The sequence below is a fragment of the uncultured Eudoraea sp. genome (genome assembly GCF_947260015.1).
In the GTDB taxonomy this organism is placed as follows: Bacteria; Bacteroidota; Bacteroidia; order Flavobacteriales; family Flavobacteriaceae; genus Eudoraea.
This window is the reverse complement of the sequence record NZ_CAMYOM010000034.1, coordinates 1-13759: the sequence shown is the minus strand read 5'-3', so window position 1 is coordinate 13759 and position 13759 is coordinate 1. Positions and strand designations below refer to the sequence as shown.

15 protein-coding genes, 1 other RNA gene and 1 pseudogene are annotated in these 13759 nt (G+C 36.5%); 9 read left to right on the top strand and 8 right to left on the bottom strand.

Going from position 1 to position 13759, the window contains the following annotated elements; all coding sequences use genetic code 11:
• Positions 1 to 5: 5 nt before the first annotated feature.
• Positions 6 to 1379 (top strand): alkaline phosphatase family protein, encoded by a 1374-nt coding sequence (locus Q0X66_RS12875; RefSeq protein WP_297707015.1) that lies wholly within the window; start codon positions 6 to 8, stop codon positions 1377 to 1379.
• Between the two features lie 11 nt (positions 1380 to 1390).
• On the top strand, positions 1391 to 1750 hold the full coding sequence (locus Q0X66_RS12870; RefSeq protein ID WP_297707013.1) for a transmembrane 220 family protein: 360 nt from the start codon (positions 1391 to 1393) through the stop codon (positions 1748 to 1750).
• Here the strand turns inward: Q0X66_RS12870 and Q0X66_RS12865 are convergent.
• Positions 1739 to 3547, bottom strand: a complete 1809-nt coding sequence (locus Q0X66_RS12865; protein ID WP_297707011.1) for a DNA polymerase III subunit gamma/tau — start codon at positions 3545 to 3547, stop codon at positions 1739 to 1741. The genes Q0X66_RS12870 and Q0X66_RS12865 overlap by 12 nt on opposite strands.
• Before the next feature lie 268 nt (positions 3548 to 3815).
• Here Q0X66_RS12865 and rnpB point away from each other — a divergent pair.
• Positions 3816 to 4135: RNase P RNA component class A (gene rnpB, locus Q0X66_RS12860), an RNA gene on the top strand.
• A 52-nt stretch (positions 4136 to 4187) separates the two neighbouring features.
• Here the strand turns inward: rnpB and rsmD are convergent.
• The 3 genes from rsmD to Q0X66_RS12845 are packed head-to-tail and all read right to left on the bottom strand — an operon-like array spanning position 4188 to position 6188.
• Positions 4188 to 4739, bottom strand: a complete 552-nt coding sequence (gene rsmD / locus Q0X66_RS12855) for a 16S rRNA (guanine(966)-N(2))-methyltransferase RsmD (protein WP_297707009.1) — start codon at positions 4737 to 4739, stop codon at positions 4188 to 4190.
• The gene (locus tag Q0X66_RS12850; protein WP_297707008.1) at positions 4739 to 5560 is read right to left on the bottom strand and encodes a DUF3822 family protein; all 822 of its coding nucleotides are present in this window, start codon (positions 5558 to 5560) and stop codon (positions 4739 to 4741) included. Before Q0X66_RS12850 ends, rsmD begins: the two co-directional genes overlap by 1 nt.
• Positions 5538 to 6188, bottom strand: a complete 651-nt coding sequence (locus tag Q0X66_RS12845) for a hypothetical protein (protein WP_297707007.1) — start codon at positions 6186 to 6188, stop codon at positions 5538 to 5540. The genes Q0X66_RS12850 and Q0X66_RS12845 overlap by 23 nt, the downstream gene beginning before the upstream one ends.
• A 104-nt stretch (positions 6189 to 6292) precedes the next feature.
• On the opposite strand from Q0X66_RS12845, the gene Q0X66_RS12840 reads away from it, so the two are divergent.
• The 6 genes from Q0X66_RS12840 (at position 6293) to Q0X66_RS12815 (ending at position 11548) form a co-directional block, all read left to right on the top strand.
• A complete protein-coding gene (locus Q0X66_RS12840) occupies positions 6293 to 7732 on the top strand; it encodes an ATP-binding domain-containing protein (RefSeq protein ID WP_297707006.1) in 1440 nt (479 codons plus the stop codon).
• 27 nt (positions 7733 to 7759) lie between these two features.
• Positions 7760 to 8332 (top strand): DUF4126 domain-containing protein, encoded by a 573-nt coding sequence (locus tag Q0X66_RS12835; RefSeq protein WP_297707005.1) that lies wholly within the window; start codon positions 7760 to 7762, stop codon positions 8330 to 8332.
• Between the two features lie 29 nt (positions 8333 to 8361).
• The gene (gene kdsB / locus Q0X66_RS12830; protein WP_297707105.1) at positions 8362 to 9075 is read left to right on the top strand and encodes a 3-deoxy-manno-octulosonate cytidylyltransferase; all 714 of its coding nucleotides are present in this window, start codon (positions 8362 to 8364) and stop codon (positions 9073 to 9075) included.
• Complete coding sequence (locus Q0X66_RS12825) at positions 9066 to 9767, top strand: HAD family hydrolase (RefSeq protein WP_297707002.1); 702 nt, start codon at positions 9066 to 9068, stop codon at positions 9765 to 9767. The genes kdsB and Q0X66_RS12825 overlap by 10 nt, the downstream gene beginning before the upstream one ends.
• A gap of 4 nt (positions 9768 to 9771) precedes the next feature.
• A complete protein-coding gene (locus Q0X66_RS12820; RefSeq protein ID WP_297707000.1) occupies positions 9772 to 10899 on the top strand; it encodes an iron-containing alcohol dehydrogenase family protein in 1128 nt (375 codons plus the stop codon).
• A gap of 109 nt (positions 10900 to 11008) precedes the next feature.
• The gene (locus tag Q0X66_RS12815; RefSeq protein ID WP_297706998.1) at positions 11009 to 11548 is read left to right on the top strand and encodes a 1-acyl-sn-glycerol-3-phosphate acyltransferase; all 540 of its coding nucleotides are present in this window, start codon (positions 11009 to 11011) and stop codon (positions 11546 to 11548) included.
• Here the strand turns inward: Q0X66_RS12815 and Q0X66_RS12810 are convergent.
• The 4 genes and pseudogenes from Q0X66_RS12810 to Q0X66_RS12795 form a co-directional block, all read right to left on the bottom strand.
• Positions 11545 to 12033, bottom strand: coding sequence for a hypothetical protein (locus tag Q0X66_RS12810; protein ID WP_297706996.1), 489 nt, complete (start codon positions 12031 to 12033; stop codon positions 11545 to 11547). The two genes, Q0X66_RS12815 and Q0X66_RS12810, sit on opposite strands and share 4 nt — an antisense overlap.
• A gap of 299 nt (positions 12034 to 12332) precedes the next feature.
• A complete protein-coding gene (locus Q0X66_RS12805) occupies positions 12333 to 13043 on the bottom strand; it encodes a YebC/PmpR family DNA-binding transcriptional regulator (protein WP_297706994.1) in 711 nt (236 codons plus the stop codon).
• 77 nt (positions 13044 to 13120) lie between these two features.
• Complete coding sequence (locus Q0X66_RS12800; RefSeq protein WP_297706992.1) at positions 13121 to 13408, bottom strand: 4a-hydroxytetrahydrobiopterin dehydratase; 288 nt, start codon at positions 13406 to 13408, stop codon at positions 13121 to 13123.
• Positions 13409 to 13478: 70 nt separating this feature from the next.
• Positions 13479 to 13759, bottom strand: a pseudogene (locus tag Q0X66_RS12795) (dTDP-4-dehydrorhamnose reductase); the annotation flags it as partial.

Here is a 13759-nt window from a genome sequence, read left to right as displayed (position 1 = left end):
AAGGTATGAATAAAACGGTTGTTCTTAATGTTGTTGGTCTTACCAGCAGGCTCATAGGTAAACATACACCTTTTATTAAATCCTTTTTGGAGAAGGGCGAGTTAGCCTCAATTGAACCTGTTTTACCAGCGGTAACCTGCACTTCTCAAACAACCTATCTTACCGGTAAATGGCCATCAGAACACGGTATTGTTGGAAATGGATGGTATTTTAAGGATGAATGCGAAGTAAAATTCTGGAGGCAATCCAATAAATTGACTCAAAGTGACAAGTTGTGGGATGAGATGAAGGAATTGGACCGTAATTTTACCTGTGCTAATCTTTTCTGGTGGTATAATATGTATTCTACCGTGGATTACAGTGTTACACCCCGTCCTAACTATCTTGCTGATGGCAGAAAAATTCCCGACATCTATTCACATCCTCCTGAATTAAGAGACCAATTGCAACAGGAACTGGGCACTTTCCCTTTATTTAATTTTTGGGGCCCCAAAACATCCGTAAAATCCAGTCAATGGATAGCCGATGCCGCCATCAATACGGACCAATTGCATGATCCTACCCTTACTCTGGTTTATCTGCCTCATTTGGATTATAATTTGCAGAGATATGGTATTGATTTTTCCAAAATCAGTAAAGATCTGAATGAAATTGATGAGGTAGTGAAAAAACTGGTAAGTTATTATGACAACGGAAATACAAATATTGTTCTACTCTCGGAATATGGCATTACCAATGTGAATAACCCAATTCACATTAACCGTATTCTTAGATCTGAGGGATTAATAAGTGTCAGGGAGGAACGAGGCCTGGAACTTTTAGATACAGGCGCCAGTAAAGCTTTTGCGGTAGCTGATCATCAGATAGCGCACATTTATCTTAATGATCAAACAATTAAAAGCGAAGTAAAGGAGTTATTAAAAGGAATTAATGGTGTTGAAAGAGTGTTATCGCAAAATGAATTGGAAGAAGCCCATTTAAATCACGAAAGGTGTGGCGATTTGCTGCTGATTGCGGATAAAAATTCATGGTTTACCTATTATTTTTGGGTGGATGATGCGAAAGCACCGGACTATGCAAGAATGGTGGACATCCACAAAAAGCCCGGTTATGACCCGGTAGAAATGTTCACAGATCCTGAAGACAAATTTGTGATGCCCAAAGTGATATTAAAACTTTTGAAAAAGAAATTCGGATTTAGAACTGTAATGAATATAATACCCCTAAAAGCAAATCTGGTCAAAGGTTCTCATGGCAGAATTCCTGAAAATCAATCAGATTACCCGGTTTTTATAACAAATAATAAAGGATCATTAAAGCAGGAACTTTTTAAATCCACAGAGATTTACCAGCTTATAACTAAACTCTTAACCGATTAAAATCTTACGATATGAAAAATCTGTTTAAACTTCTTTCTTTGGTATTTACATTGTTATTTATATGGGCCGCTTATGTTCAATACAATGATCCTGACGCCCTGTTGTGGTATGCTATCTATGGCGTTGCTGCTGCGGCATCTTTGTTTTTCTATTTGGGTAAATTGAACTCTACCGTAGCAATTATTCTAAGCGGAATATATTTTATTGGCACTGTTGTTTTATGGCCGGAGAAGTTCGAAGGAATAACTATTGGTAATGGAGATATTGTGAATATTGAAAGAGGAAGAGAGTCTTTGGGGCTGCTTGTTGTAGCCATAGTAATGCTGATATATGCCCTTAGGTTGCGATTGGCAAATAAATCAAAGGTCTAAATCGAACTCCTTTCTTAGGAGATCAATGGCAGGATTAATTTCCCTTAGTTTTTGATACTTCTCTTCAGGAGTATAGGCAAATTTTTTGGCAATTTCGTCATTGACGGTTATTTTCAACTCAATGCTATAATTGTTGAGTTGCTTTCTTAGAAACTTCAAAAGGAGATATTGTTCCCTTTCAATTTCTTTTTTCATTGTTCCATTCGGAAGCTCAATCCATATTTCCGTTTCATCAACTATTTTAGGTTGATCGGAACTTAGATTTGAAGCCATTATCTTTTTACCTGCTTTGTCTAATTTTTGAATATAACTTTCCCAATGTTTTAATAATTCCTCTATTGCAAAATTTTCTTTAGGTAGCTCATCTTCATCAATTACTACTTCTATCCTTTTGAGCTGATGTTCCTTTTTCGCCTTTAAACTGGATAATGATAAACCTGAAATTCTTTTCGATCGCTCCTTAATCCTAATATTTTTATTAGGTTCTGATATCAGCACATCTTCAGAAATACTTTCCGTTAAAGGCTGAGGATCAAACTCTTCTGTTTCAGTAGATTCTCCCTGCTCGCCAATTTCGACTTCCTTGTCTTTGGGTATGACTGTTTGGGTTTTGTCCAAAAATTTTGCCGATTCCAGAGATTCCGGAGACTGGTTGGCGGGTAGCGTATCAATAAAAAACGAAGTGGGTATTAATTTAATTTCACCGTTCCAGGCGCTGAGGTCAAGATTTTTTTTTTCACCATTAAAATCTATTGAGGCTAATTTCATTAAAGTTAGTTCAACCAATAATCTATGGTTTTTACTGACTTTGTAGTTAAGGTCACACTCATTTGCTATAGCTATCCCTTTTAGCAAAAAGGATTCAGAAGTTTTTTTAGATTGTTCCAGATACTGTTTTTTTGCTTTTTCACCGACCTCCAAAAGTGCAATGGTGTCTTCAAATCTGCAAACCAAAAGGTCTCTGAAATGTGAAGCCAAACCGTTAATAAAATGATGCCCTTCAAATCCTCTGGCCAGAGTTTGATTGTACAAGACTAATAATTGAGGAATATTGTGCTCCAGAATTAAATCTGTAGTGGCAAAATATGTATCGTAATCCAGAACATTTAAATTCTCAGTTACAGCCGCTCTGGTAAGTTTCTTTCCCGAGAAACTAACTACCCGGTCAAAAATAGACAAAGCATCTCTCATTGCGCCATCTGCCTTCTGAGCAATAATATGAAGCGCGTCATCTTCTGCCTCAATACCTTGTTGCCCGGCAATATATTTGAGGTACTCTGCCGCGTCCTTAACGGTTATTCGTTTAAAGTCAAATATCTGGCAACGCGATAATATGGTTGGTATAATCTTGTGTTTTTCTGTAGTAGCTAAAATAAAAATAGCATGTTTAGGTGGTTCTTCAAGTGTTTTTAAAAATGCATTGAAGGCAGATTGAGATAGCATATGTACCTCATCTATGATATAAACCTTGTATTTTCCAACCTGAGGAGGTATTCGTACCTGATCTATTAAGTTCCTGATATCATCAACAGAATTATTGGATGCCGCATCCAGTTCAAAAATATTGAATGCAAAATCTTCATCTTCCTTCTCTGTGCCGTCCTGGTTGATCTGTTTGGCCAAAATCCGCGCACAAGTAGTCTTACCTACTCCTCTGGGGCCACAGAATAAAAGTGCCTGAGCCAGATGGTTATTATCTATTGCATTCAGCAGCGTATTTGTAATGGCTTCCTGACCCACAACATCCTTGAAGGTATTGGGTCTGTACTTGCGAGCTGATACAATAAATGGTTCCAATTAAATAAGGTTTAGCAGACAAAATTTAAATGCCTGCTGTGTTATATACAAATATATAAATAGCCGCTAATTCTGGCGTTTATTTTAAACATATATCCCAATTTTTATCAACAATTGTTTGGTAACAGAACTATTGACTTAGCTTGAAAATATAAAGATATTCATTATTATTTTCCAGTAGGAATTTGCAATAGGATATGAATTAAGTTCCAAGTATGAATAAAACTGTATTTTTTTTAGCCTAAAACAGGATATTGTACCTTTGTATTAAACAGGTCCCCTTATCGCGCTGACAGTATATGTTAGTGAGGAAAGTCCGGACACCTTAGTGCAGCATAGCGGGTAACGCCCGTCTCTTCCGCTTTATGTGGAAGAAGGACAAGTGCAACAGAAAGCAAGTACAGGTAATGCTGTAGTGAAATCAGGTAAACTCTATGCGGTGAAACGTCATGTATATCAACGTTTGAGGACTGCACGTTCAAGTTGAAGGGTAGGCGGTTAGAACTTATGGGTAACCTTAAGTCAAGATAAATGATAAGGAGGTCTCTTTGAGGCCATACAGAATCCGGCTTATGACCTGCTTTTTAAAAACTTCCTCGCTCTATAGGGTCTGTTTTAGATCTAAGAGTGAGGAATTTTTTTATTCCATAGCCTTATTTGGTTCTAAAAAACTAAAAACACTCCCTCCGTATTTCTTCATATATTTAAAATTTTCAAGAGCAGATAAATCTGTGTGTTTGGAATGCTCAATTATTAACACACCATTTTCATTTAATAACTGTCTTTGGAAAACAATTGAAGCAATTCTGGAACAATCGTCGATGGTGAAACTATAAGGCGGATCAACAAATATGATATCAAAATTCAGATTTATTTTTTCAATAAACTTAAATACATCACTTTTAATAGCAGAAATACTAAAGCCGAGTTCTTCAGCCATTTTTGATATAAACTTAATACATCTGTAGTCCTTATCAACAGCCACAATCTCACTACTGCCTCTGGATGCAAATTCAAAACTTATATTCCCTGTTCCGGAAAATAAGTCCAGTACTACCAGATCCTCAAAATAATAGTTGTTATTTAAGATATTGAATAAAGCTTCTTTAGCCATATCGGTAGTAGGACGTACTGGTAATCCCCTGGGAGCGTTGATACGACGGCCTTTATGTTTACCGGAGATAATACGCATTAAAGAGCGTTTAGTACAGTAAAATCTATTACTTCTTTCTCCAACTCTTCTGTAGAATAAATATCGCTGGGAGGGATAAATAATGAAATATGCTGTATATATTCATAGGCAATATTGTAAAGCTCATCTCCCATATCTACTGAACCAAAAAGCCTCAGTTTTATGGTTTCCGTGTTCAACTTCAATTGTTCTAATGTAAAAAGCAGGTAATAAATAAAATCTTCCTTGGTTATAAATTGAAAGCTATTAAAGAATAATAATTGTTTTTGATTAAGTACCGTAATATCCATTTGCTTATCCGCAACATGCACATAACAAATGGGCTCATTTCCATTGCTTTGTGAATTTAATAAAGATTGTACCATTACTGTCCCATGGTGCATGAATACAAATTCCCCAAAAAGATCATAAATATAATTGTTGATATTTACAAAAGGTAAATAAACATTTACCATATCACAGCTATCTATCTCATCATATTCAACCAAATCATTGGCGAGTATTTTGATATTAAACTTAAGATAGTTGGCAAGTTCTGCTTTATCAAATAATGGTTTAGGAACGAGACTAAAGAGGTTATTTCTATGGATGACTACGACCTCAGTAAAGGAATAATCTGTAAGCTGTGATTCTCTAAACAGCTGCTTTAATTCCTTTTGCGCCTCATAAGGGCTTAGCTCCTTACCAAAGTTAAGCCGTTTGAAATGTTTGATCGTGTTAGATATGGTGTCCACGATGCAAAAAGAAAGTCCATTCAAGCTAACCTGAATGGACAATTTATGATAATTTTCAATGTTGTTATTGATCTCCTTTTTTGTCATATATAGGTGGCCAGTTACCATTGGTACTTACATCAGTAAGCGAACCTACTCTAATTTCCGATCCGTTTACTTCTTCAACACTTATTTGAGCGTTTTCCTTAGACATAAGATCTTTAGGTTGGTCGTATAAAATAACATCTTTTTTAACTTTGGCTTCAAAAACCGGTGCTTTATAACCTCCCTTATCAACAATATCAGCTTTCATTTCAAATTTTTCGCCTCCTTGTGCGTAAGGAACATTCATCATGCTTTTATAGCGATCATCTGCTTTAAACAAAGAATCCTTTACGGAAACAAACCCCAGGGTGTCAATAATGGTAACCTCTCTTAATAGATCGATGCCATATGTTTTGTCGAACTCCATATATGAAGAGTCTCTTTGCTGAGTAATGGTATATTGACCCCCGTCTACAAATGCGATAAGACTATTAAAGTCGTTGGCAAATTTTCCATTAACCGCCCTGTAGGCTTCCTGAGAATTTCTAATATCCTTTAAATTGGAAATTACTTTAGAATAACGTTCTTCCTTTACCTTTTGGAACTCAATAGGTCCTGTAACAGATCTATAAATTAGGTATCCAAGGCCTACGCAAATTATCCAAAGTACTATCTGAAGTATGGTTTTCATTTTTAACTGGTATTAATTATCTTTTAGTGGTCTTCACAAATCTACAATTTTTTTTTAATCGTAAAAGGTTTTGTCGCAAAAATCCTCTTTATATTTGAAGGCTTATGAAATTGCTCACCGCGACTTCTTTCTATAAACTTCTTAAGGATAACTTTCCTCATGTACCCACACCAAAACAAGAAGTGGCATTGCAACAGCTTGCACATTTTGTGTTATCTCAAAAAAAAGAGGAAGTCTATTTGTTGAAAGGCTTTGCCGGAACTGGTAAAACAACCATAGTAGGGGTTATAGTATCTAGTTTATGGAAGACAGCTATGAAAGCGGTTCTGCTGGCACCTACCGGAAGGGCTGCCAAGGTGATGAGTAATTATTCAAAAAGTCAGGCCTTCACAATTCACCGGAAAATCTACTTTCCAAAAAAAGAAAGTGGGGGAGGCATAAAGTTTATACTTGCACCTAACAAGCACAGGGATACAATTTTTATTGTGGATGAAGCTTCTATGATCCCGGACAAACCATCAGATTCTAAGTTATTTGGGAATGGCTCACTATTAGACGACTTGTTGATGTTTGTATACTCCGGCCATAACTGTAAATTGATTTTAATTGGTGATACCGCTCAGTTACCGCCGGTTCATTTACAAATCAGTCCTGCTTTGGACAGCGAAAAACTGGCTTATAATTATAATAAAGAAGTTACAACCTTAGAGTTAGATGAAGTAGTAAGACAGGCAGAGGACTCAGGGATATTACTGAATGCCACCAATTTGCGCGAGCAACTACAATCTGGCTACTTAGATGATTTTAAATTTGATGTTAACCCCTATAAAGACATAATAAGACTAATTGATGGCCATGACATTCAGGAAGCTATTGATAATTCATACAGGGAAAATGGCAAGGAAGAAACAGTGCTGATTGTTCGCTCGAATAAAAGAGCAAATTTGTATAACGAAAATATAAGAAACAGGATATTATATCTGGAAAATGAGCTGGCCCCCGGAGATTATATGATGGTTGTCAAGAACAATTATTTTTGGTTAAAGCCCAATTCTGAGGCCGGTTTTATTGCAAATGGGGATATTATTGAAATACTCGAGATTTTTTCAATTAAGGAGCTATATGGGTTCAAATTTGCCGAGGTAAAGGTGAAAATGGTGGATTATCCCAACCAAAGACCATTTGAGACTGTATTATTATTAGATACAATAAGAGCTGATACACCTTCCTTGTCTTATGAAGAAGGAAATAGGTTATATCAGGAAGTACAAAACGACTATGCTCATGAAAAATCGAAATACAAACGGTTTTTGGGAGTGAAGAATAACAAATACTTTAATGCCTTGCAGGTGAAGTTTTCATATGCCATTACGTGCCATAAATCGCAAGGAGGACAATGGAATACGGTATTTGTAGAACAACCTTATCTTCCGAATGGAATAGATCGTGAATATTTGCGATGGCTCTATACTGCGGTTACCAGAGCTAAAGATAAATTATACCTGATAGGGTTCAAGAGTGATTTTTTTGTTGGTCAGGAATGACTTAAATTAGTACAACGGATTTTTATAATGACATCTGAAACAATTATTAGCATATTTCTTGGAATTGGACTTGCCGCATCAGTTGGGTTTAGGGTGTTTTTACCTTTGTTTGCGCTGAGCCTTGCAGCTTATTTTGGCGTTTGGGAATTAAACCAGCACTGGGTATGGATTGGCAGTCTTGCGGCATTAATTGTGCTCGGGGTTGCTACAATAGTAGAATTAATGGCCTATTTTATTCCCTGGGTAGATAATTTACTTGATAGTTTAGCAATTCCCCTTGCGGCAATTGCAGGCACTGCTGTAATGGTTTCTACAGTGGCCAATTTGGACCCGGTTGTTACCTGGTCCCTTGCCATTATAGCCGGGGGAGGAACTGCAACGGCCATCAAAGGTGCTTCTGCGGCTGGAAGGGTTGTTTCTACAACAACTACAGGCGGTTTGGCGAATCCATTGGTAGCTGCTGTGGAATCCGGAACAGCTATAGTGGTTTCAACAGCATCGATATTTGCTCCAATACTTGCGATGGTTCTGGTTATAATTATATTAATTTTTATTTTTTACATATATCGAAAACTAAGGCCAAGAATTAAAAATGATTAAAAACTATTTCAATGACTAAAATAATTGCCATGATACCTGCCCGTTACGCAGCTACCAGATTCCCCGGAAAATTGATGCAGGATCTGGCGGGTAAACCTGTCATAGTCAGAACCAATGAGGCTGCCTTAAAGACAAAATTATTTGATGAAGTTTATGTAGTAACAGACAGCCCAATCATTTTTGATGCTATCGTAAGAGAAGGCGGTAATGCTATTATGAGTAATGAAGAGCATGAATGTGGCAGCGATAGAATAGCGGAAGCCGTGATCGGCATGGATGTAGATATTATTGTTAATATACAAGGCGATGAACCTTTTACAGACAAGGAGAGTTTGGATAGTATGTTAGAAGTATTTAAAAATGATCTGAACGAAGAAATTGATTTAACATCCCTAATGACAAAAATTACCGATTCGGATGAAATTAGTAATCCAAATATTGTTAAGGTAATTGTTGATAACAGGAATTTCGCACTTTATTTTTCGAGATCGACCATCCCTTATCTGAGGACGACAGATATGGAAATTGATTATTTTAAACATAAAGGTGTTTATGCTTTCAGAAAAAGGGCACTTATGGATTTTAGAAGTTTGCCTATGTTAACTCTTGAAGCTGCAGAGAAAATTGAGGCCATACGATATTTAGAGTATGGAAAGAAAATTAAGATGGTGGAAACCGAAGTAAATGGAATAGAAATTGACACTCCTGAAGATTTAGAGAAAGCTAAAGAGGTATGGAATTAGATTTTGGTAACATAAAAGTGGTTGGCTTCGATGCCGATGACACACTCTGGGTAAATGAAACCTATTTCAGGGAAGCAGAAGAAAAGTTTGCCGACCTTCTTGAAAATTATGAAACTAAGAATAAGGTAGACCAGGAGCTTTTTAAAATGGAAATGAACAACCTTGAGTTGTATGGTTATGGGATAAAAGGGTTTATGCTTTCCATGATAGAATCTGCAATGGAATTATCGAATAATCATATTCCTCCACAGACAATAACTGAAATATTGAATCTTGGAAAGTCAATGATAGCCAAGCCTGTAGAACTTTTACAGGGTGTTGAGGAAGTATTGCAAAAACTGGCCAATAAATATCGGTTGATTGTTCTTACAAAGGGTGATCTATTAGATCAGGAGAGAAAATTAGAAAGATCCGGACTTACAAAATATTTTCATCATGTTGAGGTATTAAGTGACAAGAAAGAGGAGAATTATAAAAATTTACTGGACCATCTGGAGATTAATGTTAATGAATTTTTAATGATAGGAAATTCGCTGAAATCAGACGTAATACCTATTTTGAATATAGGTGCCAGGGCAGTGCATGTACCATTTCATACAACCTGGGTTCATGAACAGGTTAATCCGGAGGAAATGACGAATAATCACCTCACATTAAATACGATATCCGATATTCTTAAATACATTAGTTAAAATTATGAAACAAGACAAAGAAATGACATTAAAGAATACTACTAAAATCACAAAAGGGCCTTACAGAAATTTTCCAATGGTACCACGCGTTGTATTCGGGCCCGGTTGCTTTGACCAATTAGGGGAGATAATAGAACCTCACAGAAACGGTCCTCAAGCCCCTGTAATTTACCTTGTAGATGATGTTTTCACTAACTCAGACTTAATGGAAAGAATTCCTGTTCAGTTCAATGACAGGACTATTCTTATTTCTGCGGACAAAGAACCAAAAACTGGACAGGTAGATGATTTGGTTAGTCAGATAAAAGAAGATTTTACAGAGTTACCTTCAGGAATAGTTGGCATTGGCGGAGGCACTTTGTTGGACTTAGCAAAAGCTGTCGCAATCATGTTAAATAATGAAGGTTCTTCGGCAAAATATCAGGGTTGGGATTTGGTACATAATCCTGCGGTCTATCATGTGGGGATACCTACTATAAGCGGCACAGGGGCTGAGGTTTCCAGAACAACAGTTTTACTTGGCCCCGAGAAGAAACTGGGGATTAATTCGGATTTCACCCCCTTTGACCAGGTTATTCTGGACCCTGATCTTCTTCATGGAGTACCCAAAGAACAATGGTTCTATACCGGGATGGATTGTTTTATTCATTGCGTAGAATCTCTTAACGGGACCTACCTAAATGCATTTAGTCAAAGTTATGGTGAAAAAGCGCTGGAGTTGTGCGAAGAAGTTTTCTTAGGTGATATTTCAGATTCAGATTCCAGAGATAAGTTAATGATGGCTTCATGGCACGGCGGTATGAGTATTGCCTATTCTCAGGTAGGTGTTGCCCACGCAATGAGTTATGGACTATCTTACTTACTGGGCACCAGGCATGGCATTGGAAATTGTCTTGTTTTTCAGCATTTAGGAGAATTTTATCCTGAAGGAGTAACTAAATTCAATGAAATGATGGAAAAGCATGATATTCAACTTCCTAAGGGAATTTGTGCAAATTTAACTGATGATGAATTCAATACTATGATAAAAGTATCATTGGGTATGGTGCCACTGTGGGAAAATGCCTTAGGTAAAGACTGGGCTAAATATATAACTCCTGAAAAATTGAGATCTATTTATCAGAAAATATAAACTCAGAAAACATTTAATTAGTAGATTATAGTTGTTTTATGATTATTTGATACTAATAAATGGAGAAGGTACTGAACTCTTTCTTCCATAAAAATCCCACGCACTTTTAATGCAAAGACTGTCGAAGTTTATTTTTTTTAAAATATTAAAATGGAGTCTTGTAGGCTCTTTTCCTGATGTGGATAAATGTGTAGTAATTGTTGTTCCCCATACCAGTTGGGTAGATTTTTTTCTGGGTTTATTGGTCAGAAGGGTATTTAATGAAGAAGTTAATTTTATTGGAAAGGAAAGTCTGTTCAGGCCTCCGTTCGGTTGGTATTTCAGATGGATGGGAGGTGCACCAATAGACCGGAGTAAAAGTCAAAATAAAGTAGCAGCTATTACCAAAATATTTGATGAACGCAAAAAATTTAGGTTGGCACTCGCACCAGAGGGCACCCGAAAAAAGGTAGCTGACTGGAAAACAGGATTTTATTATATTGCTAAGACGGCCAAAGTTCCCATTGTAATGGTGGCATTCGATTTTGGCAAAAAACAAGTCAAGGTATCAGAACCTCAATACCCCACAGATAATATGGAAGCCGACCTTATAAAATACAAAGAATTCTATAAGGGCGTGGTTGGGAAAATTCCTGAATACAGTTTTTAAACTCTTACGAACGTAAACCCTATACTTGCGGTTTCAAAAGTACCGTCGTTGTCAAAATCATATTCTCCTGAATCAAAACCTCCATTTATAGTAAATGTGGTTGCATTAAGTGTTGCCCCATAGGTATCCCAGTCACCCGGATAATCGGCCCATTCGATAGCGAAATAATATTGTCCTTCGAATTCTTCCCAGAACATTTCTCCACTTGTTGTATACGCAGGCCTGTCTGCCGGATCAATAGTTAAGGTAAACCTGCCACTGCTCTGGACAGTCAGGGATACAGTTCCTCCTTCGTTAATGAGCTCAATACTCTGTGTATTGCCATCACTAAAACTGGCCGATGTAGCATCCCAACTGCCTGCTAATTCGCTAATTTCAAAAGGGCCTCCCACTTTGACCAATTCGTCTGTATCGTCTGATGAACAGGAAAGCAGTAAAAAGATGAATAATGGTACGCATAAAAATATCTTGCTTAGTTTTTTCATAATATTAGATTTAAAGGGTTATCAATAAATTAAATTCCACTTAAGGTAAAATGAGGTCAAAGAATCATAGGTTCAATTTCAATTTTAACCTCAACCGATTGTAAAATTATTAAGAGGACTAATGAATTGAAATGATATGCATCATCTCTTCAAAATTATTTGACAAGCAATTAATCCAATGCAGTTTTTATAAGCATTTTACACTTGCTCTTAAAAGCATAAAAATATAAGTTGGGTAAGTGTAAGAAGCTCTTAAGAGCTATATCTGGAATAATATACTTACATAAGTATTTGGAAATTTACTCCTGCATAGTATGATATACATTTTGAACATCATCATCTTCCTCAATTTTCTCCAATAGTTTTTCAACATCTTCCACTTCTTCTTGGGAAAGTTCTTTGGTAATCTGTGGGATTCTCTCAAATCCTGATGATAGGATTTCAATTCCCCTGTTTTCCAATTCTTTTTGAATGGAACCAAAACTTTCAAAAGGGGCATAGATTAGAATGCCATCGTCATCGACAAAGACTTCCTCGGCACCAAAGTCTATCATCTCTAATTCCAGTTCTTCGGGGTCTATTCCTTCTCCGGAAATACGGAAATTACAAGTATGGTCAAACATAAATTCTACAGATCCCGAAGTACCTAAGCTGCCGTTACATTTATTGAAATAACTGCGAACATTGGCAACAGTCCTGGTATTATTATCCGTGGCTGTTTCAACCAGTATAGCAATGCCATGGGGTGCATATCCTTCAAACAATACTTCTTTGTAATCACCAAGACTTTTATCACTCGCTCTTTTAATGGCTCTCTCAACATTGTCCTTAGGCATGTTTACCGCCTTGGCATTCTGAATTACCGCTCTTAACCGTGAATTGGAATCCGGATCAGGGCCACCTTCCTTTACGGCCATAACTATATCCTTCCCAATGCGTGTAAAAGCCTTGGACATAGCTGACCATCGCTTCATTTTACGCGCTTTCCTAAATTCAAATGCTCTTCCCATAAATTAATGTACTATTTACTGAAAGCAAATTTAACAAATTTAAATGTTGAGACAAGAGATGATATAACTGCTGAAAATTATTTATTATTTACTATATTTTCAATGCTTTTTGCAAGTTCAAAATCATTGTTGGTTATACCACCAACGTCATGCGTATTCAATCTTATATTAAGAGAGCTATAGACATTTGACCAATCCGGATGGTGATTTTGTGCCTCGCATTCAAAGGCAATTCGTGTCATTATTGAAAAAGCGTCTTTAAAATTTTTAAACTTATAAGAACGTTCAATAGCGGCATCTTTATATTCCCACCCTGGCAATTCTTTTAAGCTGTTTTTTATTTCTTCTTCGCTTAATTTTTCCATAAGATTCTATTTTTCTTAAAGTTAGAAAAATATGATCTAGGTATTTAAAAATAGGCAGATTTCTTGCTAATTAACCAATAACATGGTGATCAATTATCTCCTGGCAACTAATTCGCAGGTTTTTTGGAAGTATATTGTCTTTGGGTAAGACTGCCAGATAACGCTCTTCATTTGTAGTGAATACCCTTTTAAAAATGGGATTAAAGCTCCCAATCCTTTCAAGAATATCCTTAATAAAGTCTTCATGATGAACAAGATCATGACTGCCCAAATGAAAAATTCCGCTCTTATTTCGATTAATGAGATAATGGATTTGCTGAGTAAGCTTGTAATCGCTTATTACATTAATAA